The sequence below is a fragment of the Anoxybacillus sp. PDR2 genome, assembly GCF_009834045.1.
GTDB classification, from domain to species: domain Bacteria; phylum Bacillota; class Bacilli; order Bacillales; family Anoxybacillaceae; genus Anoxybacteroides; species Anoxybacteroides rupiense.
In genome coordinates, this window is sequence record NZ_CP047158.1 from 3,625,380 (window position 1) to 3,636,389 (window position 11,010).

Annotated in this window: 12 protein-coding genes; 1 reads left to right on the plus strand and 11 read right to left on the minus strand. The window is 45.1% G+C overall.

Translation table 11 applies throughout. The features are described 5' to 3' along the window. Positions 1–59: 59 nt before the first annotated feature. The 5 genes from GRQ40_RS17460 to spoIIID form a co-directional block, all read right to left on the minus strand. Entirely contained in the window at positions 60–302 is a 243-nt protein-coding gene (locus tag GRQ40_RS17460; RefSeq protein WP_066150571.1) for a DNA-directed RNA polymerase subunit beta, read from the minus strand. A gap of 16 nt (positions 303–318) precedes the next feature. Then, positions 319–1,167, minus strand: a complete 849-nt coding sequence (locus GRQ40_RS17465) for a flagellar hook-basal body protein (RefSeq protein WP_066150574.1) — start codon at positions 1,165–1,167, stop codon at positions 319–321. A gap of 24 nt (positions 1,168–1,191) precedes the next feature. Further along, positions 1,192–2,028 (minus strand): flagellar hook-basal body protein, encoded by an 837-nt coding sequence (locus GRQ40_RS17470; RefSeq protein WP_159720596.1) that lies wholly within the window; start codon positions 2,026–2,028, stop codon positions 1,192–1,194. A gap of 116 nt (positions 2,029–2,144) precedes the next feature. Beyond that, complete coding sequence (locus GRQ40_RS17475) at positions 2,145–3,146, minus strand: rod shape-determining protein (RefSeq protein ID WP_044741596.1); 1,002 nt, start codon at positions 3,144–3,146, stop codon at positions 2,145–2,147. A 116-nt stretch (positions 3,147–3,262) separates the two neighbouring features. Then, the gene (gene spoIIID / locus GRQ40_RS17480; RefSeq protein WP_027407999.1) at positions 3,263–3,520 is read right to left on the minus strand and encodes a sporulation transcriptional regulator SpoIIID; all 258 of its coding nucleotides are present in this window, start codon (positions 3,518–3,520) and stop codon (positions 3,263–3,265) included. Positions 3,521–3,777: 257 nt separating this feature from the next. Between spoIIID and GRQ40_RS17485 the strand changes: the two genes are divergently transcribed. Beyond that, a complete protein-coding gene (locus GRQ40_RS17485; protein ID WP_159720598.1) occupies positions 3,778–4,251 on the plus strand; it encodes a BsuPI-related putative proteinase inhibitor in 474 nt (157 codons plus the stop codon). Positions 4,252–4,373: 122 nt separating this feature from the next. Here the strand turns inward: GRQ40_RS17485 and GRQ40_RS17490 are convergent, their stop codons facing one another. The 6 genes from GRQ40_RS17490 to nuoN form a co-directional block, all read right to left on the minus strand. Then, a complete protein-coding gene (locus tag GRQ40_RS17490; protein ID WP_044741570.1) occupies positions 4,374–5,300 on the minus strand; it encodes a stage II sporulation protein SpoIIQ in 927 nt (308 codons plus the stop codon). Between the two features lie 238 nt (positions 5,301–5,538). Beyond that, complete coding sequence (spoIID, locus tag GRQ40_RS17495; RefSeq protein WP_066150580.1) at positions 5,539–6,573, minus strand: stage II sporulation protein D; 1,035 nt, start codon at positions 6,571–6,573, stop codon at positions 5,539–5,541. Between the two features lie 196 nt (positions 6,574–6,769). Next, positions 6,770–8,074: a UDP-N-acetylglucosamine 1-carboxyvinyltransferase gene (gene murA, locus GRQ40_RS17500; protein WP_044741568.1), complete on the minus strand. Its 1,305-nt coding sequence runs from the start codon at positions 8,072–8,074 to the stop codon at positions 6,770–6,772. A gap of 31 nt (positions 8,075–8,105) precedes the next feature. Further along, the gene (locus GRQ40_RS17505; protein ID WP_159720600.1) at positions 8,106–8,858 is read right to left on the minus strand and encodes a YwmB family TATA-box binding protein; all 753 of its coding nucleotides are present in this window, start codon (positions 8,856–8,858) and stop codon (positions 8,106–8,108) included. Positions 8,859–8,981: 123 nt separating this feature from the next. Beyond that, entirely contained in the window at positions 8,982–9,218 is a 237-nt protein-coding gene (locus tag GRQ40_RS17510; RefSeq protein ID WP_044741566.1) for a DUF1146 family protein, read from the minus strand. A gap of 279 nt (positions 9,219–9,497) precedes the next feature. Further along, positions 9,498–11,006 (minus strand): NADH-quinone oxidoreductase subunit NuoN, encoded by a 1,509-nt coding sequence (gene nuoN, locus GRQ40_RS17515; protein WP_159720602.1) that lies wholly within the window; start codon positions 11,004–11,006, stop codon positions 9,498–9,500. Positions 11,007–11,010: the final 4 nt, after the last annotated feature.

The window sequence follows — 11,010 nt, forward strand, 5'->3', positions numbered from 1 at the left end:
AAGCCGTGCAAGAGCCGGATATCCATAAGCAAACGCCGTTTAGCCGTTTAGCGTAACGGCTATTTGCTGTTCACATCCTTTGTCACAATCTCGACGATGTGCTGCCATGTCGCCGGCTTTAACGCATCAAGCGGCTTGCCATCGCCAAGAACGCTATAGCCAATCATGGCGCCAGCAGCCGTGCTGATCACCACCAACACGAGCACAAGCAAAAGACGGAGCCAAATCGGAAACAGGCGAGTGCGGGACCGTCTCCAGCGCCGCTTCGGTTGCTTTTCTTCCTGACGTTGTTGTTCATCCATCGCTTCATCTCCCTCATTATGAGCGGACTCCGTTAATCAATCCAAGCATTTGGTCCGAAATGGAGATGGACTTCGCATTCATTTGATAGGAGCGTTGAGTCAGCATCAAATCGGTCATTTCCGTTCCTAAGTCGACATTGGATTGCTCAAGCGCTCCTTGTTGAAGATGAATTTGCGAACGCATGTTCCCGATCATATCCTGTGCCACATCAGCTTCTCCTACCCCCAGCTGCGCCAAATCCGGGAATGCCAATAAATTATCGCCAATAGACTGCAATAGCTGCGGACGCAAAATGTTCGTTACGCCTAGCTCTACAGTTTGCGACACATTTCCGTTCGCGTCTGTGACTTGGATTGTGCCTGTATTCGTAATCGTTATCTTTTGAAAGCCGTCGCGAACAAGAATCGGTTCATTGTTTCGATCAAGAACCGGATACCCGTCGCTTGTCACAAGCATAAGCTCATTTGGATCCGCTTCTGATGGACTCAAGTAAAACGCCCCATCCCGTGTATAGCCAATCGTGCTTGTCCCATCTTGATGATTGATGAGAACGCGAAAAAACTGCCCTTCTTTAGCAAAGGCGACATCTAGCGGACGGCCTGTTTGCATCAAGGCACCTTGCTTTAGCACAAGATTCGTTTCACCCAGCTTGGCGCCGACACCGCGGCGGACACCAGCAGGAGTCAAGCGGTTCGCTTGATCATTTGGCAAATTGGTAAATTGCTGAACGAGCAGCTCAGAAAAATTCGTTTCACGGCGCTTAAATCCCGGTGTATTGCTATTGGTGATATTATGGCTGATGACATCCAGCTGCTGTTGAAGCTGATTCATCGTGTTAGCGGCTGTGATCATCGAACGCAGCATAAGCCCTACCTCTCTTCTCTCTCGTTATTTGAGGCGGCCAATTTCATTTACCGCCTTATCCATGCTTCGATCATATGCTTGCAAGATTTTTTGATTGGCTTCAAATGAACGATAAGCTGAGAGCATATCGGTCATCGCACGAGTGACATCAACATTTGACCGTTCGAGGAAACGTTGCTTCAGTTCATATGTAACATTGGGATTGTCGACAGCGCTTGGCAGCGGTCCATTATCGTTGCGGAATAATCCGTTTCCTTCTTTCACAACCGTATTCGGGTTAGCAGCAAAGGCCACATTCAAGCGAGCGACACGAGCATTATTTTCCGTAATCGTCCCATCGGGAGCGACTGCAAAATCCGTTCCGTTTAAACGAATGCGCTGATTATTTTCATCAAGAACATAATAGCCTTCATTTGTCGTTAAATAGCCTTCGGCATCAAGCGTAAAATTGCCGTTTCTTGTATAACGGATGTCGCCATTGGCGTTTTGAACAACGAAAAAGAGCGCACCCTTCATCCCCGTTTGCGCATCGATCGGAACCGTCCCATCCACTAACGCGATATCGGTAGGCTGCCCCGTTTCTTTCACATCCCCTTGCAAAAAATTCGGAATGAGTTCCTGCATATAGACGCCTGTATGAATAGAGCCGACCGGAGAATGATGAAGCCGTGAAGCGGGATCGCTTGTTGGCGTCGTCGTTTCCTGCACCCGTGAAAGCAACAGCTCTGGAAAAGCGCGCAATGCGGCCTCGTCTTCCTTATACCCCGGCGTATTGGCATTGGCGATATTGTTTGTTAGCATCTCCACTCGGCGCTGCTCAGCTAGCATGCCGGCAGCGGCTGTATAAAATCCGCGCAACAACGATTGTCACCTCATTTGTTCAATGTCCATACTTACCTCCTATTATACGCCAAACCAATGAAAAAGCGAATAGGTACCGTGAAGAAAAACACTACCTATTCGCGTATAGCATGCCGTTATACAAAGTTTCGCTTCGGCACGCGATCGATATTGTCGAGCATAATACCGGTTCCGATGGCTACACAATCCATTGGATTTTCGGCCACTAATACCGGTATCTTTAATTCTTCGGATAACAGCTGATCGATTCCGTGTAAAAGCGCGCCTCCGCCCGTTAAAATCACTCCACGGTCGATAATATCTGCCGACAATTCAGGCGGCGTACGCTCTAAAACACTTTTGGCCGCTTGGACAATGACAGCAACCGGCTCATGCAGCGCCTTTTCAATTTCAGCTGAACGAACCGTAATCGTACGCGGCAATCCTGTAACAAGATCACGGCCGCGAATATCGATTTCTTCTGCGCGTGCACCTGGGAATACAGTTGCCACTTTCATTTTAATTTCTTCAGCCGTGCGCTCTCCGATTAATAGCTTGTACGTCCGTTTGATATAGTTTAAAATTTCGATATCAAACTTGTCCCCCGCCATCTTAATCGAAGAGGCGGTGACGATATCTCCCATCGAAAGAACGGCGATATCGGTTGTGCCACCGCCAATATCGACGACCATATTGCCGTACGGCTGGAAAATATCCATGCCGGCGCCAATCGCCGCGACTTTTGGTTCCTCTTCCAAATACACTTTTTTGCCGCCGCTTTTTTCTGCCGCTTCTTTAATGGCCTTTCGTTCGACAGAAGTAATATTCGTCGGGCAGCAAATTAAAATGCGCGGCTTCGCAAAAAATCCTTTTAAGTCAAGCTTGTTTAAGAAATGTTTTAGCATCGCCTCGGTAATGTCAAAATCGGCAATGACACCGTCTTTGAGCGGCCGAATGGCAACGATATTCCCAGGGGTACGCCCTACCATTCGTCGTGCTTCCTCCCCAACCGCCAATACCTTGTTCGTATTCGTATCAATTGCCACAACGGACGGCTCGTTCAGCACGATCCCTTTGCCCTTTACGTAAATTAATACGTTCGCTGTACCGAGATCAATACCGATATCTCTCGCAAACATCATTAGGTTCCTCCTTGCTTCAATCCATCGAATTACTCCTAATTGATTATTTTATCATAGGAAGATAGGAAACTGATACTATTTTTACGAAATTTGAAAGCAAGGAAGACCCAAGTTTATTGAATCGTTTCTTTCTTATATTTTTTTTTCGTTGCTTCCCCCCCACGCAAATGACGAATCGATTTATGATAATCGAGAATTTCTTTGACTTCATTGGCAAGCTCCGGATTAATTTCTGGAAGCCGCTCTGTTAAGTCTTTATGAACCGTACTTTTGGAAACGCCAAATTCTTTCGCGATGACGCGAACGGTTTTTCTCGTCTCCACGATATACTTTCCAATCTTGATAGTACGCTCTTTGATGTAATCGTGCACACCACTCGCCCTCCCTAAATTGGATGTGAGAAGTGTGAAATGAGACTCGCTTCGTGGTTGATCAAAAGCACTTCTTCTTGTTCAATTCGAAAGCATCCTAGGCTTTATTCCTGCTGTTATGGACGATCCCCACCTCAAACACTCCCGTTAGTTGATAAGTTTGTAACATTTTATTAAGGAAATGGTACAGATATGCTATTTTTTTGCAATAAGATGGGGAATAACATAATTAAATCAACTAAAAAGGCGGTGAAAAGATGAATCTGCAGAAAAAAGCCGTTGGTGTGCTGCTGTCCCTCCTGATCCTAAGCATCGCATGGCCGCTTTGGGATGAGGCAACCCCCTCTATCGCCAAACAGCGCGAGGAAGATCCACAACATCGCATCGTCGCCGGCACGCTTGAGCCATCGTTGACTTATCAAAAACAAAACGGGCGTTATCTTTTCATATTTAGCGTCAAAAATCAAACAGAGCGTGAACAAAAGGTGACATTTACAAGCAGCCAAACATATGATTATATCTTGTATCGCAACGGAAAAAAATTTTTCCAATTCAGTGATAGGAAAATGTTTACTCCCGTATATGAGGAACGCATTCTCAAGCAAGGGGAAGAACTATCATTTCGCAACCTATTGCCTCCGCTTCCAAAAGGACAGTATACCATTACGTGGTGGCTGACTGACCCGCAATGGCCTGAGGCGAAAGCGACCATGTCTTTTTCTGTCAACTAAAAAGCGGTACGGCGATTTCATCGCTCGTACCGCTTATTTCGTGCCATCTGCTCGCTTCCTCTTCGACGCCCATGATCGTGGTTTCATAGAATCAAAAGAGAGCGGTTCAGACGGCCTTTCCCTTATGTTCGCGCCATTCCGATTGAGGAATCAGGCGTTTTGTAAGAAGAATCTTGATTCGTGCTATTCTCATCTGTTGTTGATTGGTCATTAGATTGTGATTGTTCGCTTTGGTTTTGTTCACTTGGTGCCTGATTATTTTGCTGGTCGCTTTGAGATTGGTTATTTAGTTGATTGTTTTCCGATTGATTTTCTGTTTGCTGTTTGTCATTTTGTTCCGCTGCGTTGGATTCCGTTAAGGATGTCACAGGCTTGTCTACATAGTCAAGCGGATTAACCGTTTTTCCATCTTTCCGAATTTCGAAATGAACGTGAGTGCCCGCTTCTTGGTTAAACTGGCTTTGTCCGGCCTTCCCAATCACTTCACCTTGCTTCACGGTGTCGCCTTCTTTTACTTGTAGATCGGCTAATGATTGATAAACCGTTACCACGCCATTATCATGATCGATTTCTACCACATAGCCTAAAATCGGATCCTTTTTCGCTGTTGTCACTGTCCCGCTTAAAGAAGCGGTCACCTCAAACTCTTTTCCGTCTTTCATTACAAGGTCAATGCCGTGGTTTGGATAATACGTATTATTATAAAAGACGAGAGCTGCTTCTTGTTCTTCTTTCGATGCGGCATAATCATAAAAAGGCGTTTTGACTTCGACAGCGTTCGGATCAAGGACTGGCATTGAGATGTGTTCGACAGATTCGTTGACCGGAATGGAGTCGTTCTCGTTATAAGAAGTTCCTGGAGCATCTTGGCTGTATTCATATTCATCTTTTTGCGACTGCTCATCATGATTGCTTTGGAACCAAAGCACTCCGGCTAGAATCACTGCGGCACTCGTTAAATATACAGCAGGAAATACCCAACGCTTGCGCAACACGCGTTTTAAACTTGGTTTCATTGGAGAAGGTTGTTTCTTTTCTTCCTCTCTCATTGTTCATCACCTCAGCAACCATTTTGAACAGAAAGAGGAAAATCTATACATCAAAAAACATTTTTTTCGTTTATTTTTTGAAAAGAATCGCTTTTTATACATAAAAAAAGAAGCTCTGTAAACCTGAAGCCGAAACCGTTTCGGCTATGCGATCAACCCCAAAAAGAAAAGACCCATTCACCCATGAATGAGTCGCAAATGAATGGATCTTTTTAGGCTTTGAATGCGAATCGATGGTTTATTTTTTCGCGGTTAATTTGTTTAAAAAGGCAGTCGCAGAAGAAATGCTTACCCCGCGGTAGTAATATTTGATAATTTCATCATATGTTTTCCCTGTTTTCGCCATAAAATTAGCCCCATATTGGCTCATGCCTACTCCATGTCCATACCCTTTCGTGGTAATGATAATCTCGTTTCCTTTGCGCATCCACGTAAAGTCGGTTGATTTTAATCCTAATCTCTCTCGCACTTCTCTTCCTGTCAGTTTTTTTCCATTGATTTGAACAGCCTCAACTCGCTTTCCTGGTGTACGTCCTAGCAAATTACCGACTGAACCGTCTTTCGGAAGCGTCACACCTAGCTTTTGTTCAAATTCGGAAACGGACATCGCTGTTTGATTATAAAATTTTGGAGAATCTTTATCCCAGGGACTCGCTACGCTCTTTAAGTACGGAAAAGCATTCCCCCAATAGGCTTCTGAGTTTTCTGTATACCCGTTACTTGTGGAAAAAAAAGACGCCTCGATAGGAACGTTATTGTACGTGACAATCTGTCCTTCTGTCGCTTGAACAGCTTCTGTGATTTTCTTGATTTTCCAATTATAATCGGCTCCCCATAGCCGTTTAAGTTCATCGTCGCTGTAATAAACTTGGTGCATCACCGTGTCCGTCACATTTGCTCCCTTTGGCAGGCTAATCGGCTGATCGTTCAACATCTGCTTGACAATATACGTTCTTGCTGCCAACGCCTGCGCCTTGAGTGCTTCTAATTCAAAATCAGCAGGCATTTCAGCTGCGACAACACCGATGACATACTGTTCAAGCGGAATATGCTCGATTTGTTTCTCCTTGCTCCGATATACCGCTACCTCCACATGAGGACCTGTTGTACCTTTCGGCTTTTCTTGCTCTGTAGAAATGGACTGCTTTCGAAGCTCCTCCGCCAACGTTCCGTCTACCTTGTCGGTAAATGGAATGACGAGCAGTGTCGGGATCAGCAGAACCACAATCAATAATAGAGAAGCTAGTACGATTAGTAGTTTTACACGTTTCATTTTCCCGAGCCCTCCAATATCCAATTTTCAAGCGCAAGCAGCTGCTTGCGTGCTCGTTATTACATAATGTATGGGCTCGGACAAGTATATATGACAAATTGTTTGAACGAAGCTGACAACAGTCCGATGTCGATTTTCGTCAAAAATAAAAACGACCTTTCACTACGTAAGCTGTAGCTGACGGTCGTTTTTTGCTTCAAATATTCAAGTCCGTTAGCTTCTCTTCATTCACTGTGGACTCCTGTTCACGAACACGCTCGATGTCTGCGCCAAGAGCCGCCAGCTTTTCATGGAAACGGACATAGCCGCGGTCTAAATGCTTTAATTCCGTCACACGCGTATACCCTTCAGCCGCAAGTCCTGCCAAAATCAACGCAGCGGCAGCGCGCAAATCAGTCGCCGCTACTTCTGCCCCTTGCAAGCGGCAAGGGCCATTCATAATGACCGAGCGGCCTTCAATTTTGATGTCCGCATTCATCCGGCGAAATTCTTCTACATGCATAAAACGATTTTCGAATACCGTTTCGGTAATCATGCTTGTGCCTTCGGCTTTCAATAATAAGGCCATCATTTGCGATTGCATATCGGTCGGGAAACCTGGGTGCGGCATGGTTTTAATATCAACTGCTTTCAGCTTTTCGGGACCGATCACACGAAGGCCATTTTCTTCTTCGATAATGGTCACACCCATTTCTTCCATTTTCGCTATTAATGAGCTTAAATGCTCTGGAACAGCTCCTTGCACCAAAACATTTCCACCTGTAATCGCAGCAGCAACCATAAACGTACCTGCTTCAATCCGATCCGGAATCACTGTATGCACAGCCCCTTGCAATTCAGAAACTCCTTCAATTCGAATCGTTCCGGTACCGGCTCCTCTTACCTTTGCGCCCATCGCATTCAAAAAGTTAGCTAAATCGACGATTTCCGGTTCCTTCGCACAGTTTTCAATCACTGTGGTTCCTTCAGCCAATACGGCGGCCATCATGATATTTTCCGTCGCTCCAACGCTCGGAAAATCCAAGTAAATTTTCGCTCCGCGCAGCCGCCCGGTTACCTCTGCATCAATAAAGCCATTGCCAACCTTGACAGAAGCGCCCATCGCTTCAAATCCTTTTAGATGCTGATCAATCGGGCGCGAACCAATCGCACAGCCGCCCGGCAACGCGACGCGAGCCCGGCCGTTTCGCGCAAGCAGCGGTCCCATCACAAGAACAGAGGCTCGCATTTTACGCACATATTCAAACGGGGCTTCTAACTTGAGCTCTCGGGATGCATCTACAGTCACTTGATTTCCTTCCATGCTGACTTCTGCGTTTAAGTAACGCAGCACCTCATTGATTGTATATACATCGGAGAGAGCAGGAACATCATGAATTACACTTTTGCCTTCACTTGCTAATAAAGTTGCAGCGATAACAGGCAAAACGGCATTTTTTGCTCCTTCTACTCGCACAGTGCCGCTCAACCGGTTCCCGCCACGGACGATGATTTTTTCCAAGGTATTCCCCTCCGCGTCCAATTTCTCTATATTAATATTCAATTGTAATAATTGGGGTTCCAACGACAACAGTCGTCTGACCGCCCAATCCTGTCTGTCTGAGAGCTAGCTGAATATTCATTGGATGTGTTTTGGTCGGAAGAACGTTCTCCCACTGCCCAGTATATGCAGATACGGAAACAAACGTCCCTTCCTTAAGCGCCTCAACAGGCGTTGCGTTGAATTCATGTAAAAGATGGTAAGCTTGTTTTAACAAAACACCTTCCATCTTATCATTGAATTCCCCTTTTACACAAGAGAAAAATACCGGCTGTTTCATAAAGAGTTTAGATGACTTTTGTCTGATGGTGCTACTGATTTTTTCCCATACTTGTTCGCTCCAACCAAATCCTTTTAGCTCATAGAGGATATACGTTTGGGGCTTTTCATTTGCAACGGTAGTAACGAGTTGAATTTTTTCTTGCATGGAGGAATGTTCATACGTGCCTGTCACTTTCTGAACATGCTGATCTGATTCCATCACCCAGCGAAACGCCGGGAATTTTTTCTTTAATTCATTGGCTTTTTTTAAAAACGCTGAATCATTTTCAATAACTTGGGCATACTCCCTTGTGTAAATGGTCCACTGTTGGATCGATGCACCATTTTCTTGTAAAACATGAGCCATTGTTCTTATTTCTTGTAGCGGCTCATTCCCCTTTGCTTCACCGATAGAATATTGATACATGATCATGAGTACGGCAAATGCCATTGCCAGCATGATCATATTTTTTCTCTTTATCATCCCGTTTCACTTCCTCTCCTTAGCTTTTATTGTTGCCAGATTGGAAGTGAACATACACAAAAACGGTCGACAAAATCACAAAGAGATTTTTTCCTTTTTGACAAAAAACGCAACGCCTCTTCTTTATTGAAAAAGGAATGGCAGTTGCTTCGACCAAAGAAAATAATCAAGGAAAAAGTTGCTGACAGTCGAACCGATCGCAATGGTCAATAGTATGTAAAATAAGCGAGCTTGAATGATGCGATTCGGCTTCAAGAGCTTTTCAATATGTACTCCTTGCAGTACCCACCATGTAATAGCCATAAACACAAGATGGGAAATAATGCTTAACAAAGCTTGTTGTCCTACTCCTACCATCATCTCCAGTTACTCCTTTCTCATATATAAAAGCGAAAAGCGCCCGCCTGTGAGTGTAAAGCTTGACAGTTCCTTACTTCTAACCTCTCCAGACTTGTTGACAAACGCTTTTATCCTGCGTCATAGGCCTCGATCGTCCGCTCATGAACTCCCCTTCTTCACTCAGCTGCATTCCTTGCCTGTCAAGCGTTCCATCCATGAAGAAGATTAAAATGATTGTAGACAAAGTCGATGTTGACTTTGTCTACAATCTCAAGGAGTACATCCTCCTTTATTGTAATATTAATGCAAAAAATCATCAAAATGTTGAAACTGGTCTAAAAAGTGATAGACCATCCCCGGCAGCACGCCAAAAACGAGCGTGCCAACCGCGCAAATAAGGACGACAAGAGCAGCGCCAATCGGCAGCTTGATCGGTTCGTGAACAGCAGCCGGGCGAAAGAAGATTTGTGTAAATAAACCGAAATAATACACGTAGGAAACAACCGTGGCCGCCACCATCACGGATGCTAAAACATAGTGAGCAGGATCCGTCGCAAATGCTCCTAAAAAGATATGCACTTTTCCAATGAAGCCGGCCGTTCCAGGGATTCCAGCCAGAGATAGAATAAAAATCCCCATCAATACCGCCAAAAGCGGATGACGCCGATATAAGCCGGCAAACTGGCTAATATCTTCCGATCCCGATTGATCTGTAATGATCTGCAACACGGCAAACGCCCCTAAATTCATCAGCAAATAAGCAGCTAAATAAAACCAAATCGAGTCAATCATCACCCAAGACATGGAAGCAAACCCCACTAATATATAACCCGCATGGGCGATGCTTGAGTAAGCAAATAACCGTTTGATATTACGCTGTTTTAAAGCGATCACATTGCCAATCACCATGGTCGCTCCCGCCAAAAAAGCGATATAATCCTGCATCGACAGCAGCATAGAGGATGGATCTTTTCCTTGTGCAGGAGCAGCGGCAAATATGGTAATAAACAAACGCAAGATGATGACAAATCCTGCCGTCTTCGAGACAACGCTTAAAAAAGCAGTGACTGGCGTTGGCGCCCCTTGATAGACATCAGGAGCCCACATATGAAACGGAACGGATGACAATTTGAATGAAAGACCGACCAACAGCAACAAAAACGCAAGAGCCAATATATATTGATGGCCGCTATCTTGCAGTGTACTGAGCTGCATTCCGATTTTCTTCAAATTCGTGGAGCCTGTTAGACCAAATACATAGCTCATCCCAAATAGAGTAATGGCAGTAGAAATCCCGCCATTAATCACATATTTGAGCGCTGACTCGTTGGACAAAGAATGCGCCTTTCGCAACCCGGCCAAAATATAGGAGGAAATCGATAAAAGCTCCAAGCCGACAAACAATGTGATCAAATCGCCGCTTGATGTCATCACCATCGCACCGAGTAAAGCGGTTAAGAATAAATAATAGAATTCGCCATAGTATTTCATGCCCTCGCGCGGCTGATAATCAATGGATAACAGAAGCACGAACGCCGCGCCAAACAATAAAAGCAACTTAAAAGCCTTGCCGAACGAATCAAGACGAAACGAATCATTCAAAATAGTGGTTGTATGAACGGGAAGGAGAGCCACAAGCGACACGATCGCTACGATCACCCCAACAAACGCAAACCAGCCAAGGGGCCGACGGCTTTTATCATTCGGCAGAAATAGGTCGATGAGCGAGAGAGCAATTCCCACGCCAAGAATGATCCATTCCGGCGTCATGATTCCCCATTTGTATTGCATAAGTGTGTCCCAACTCATGTCT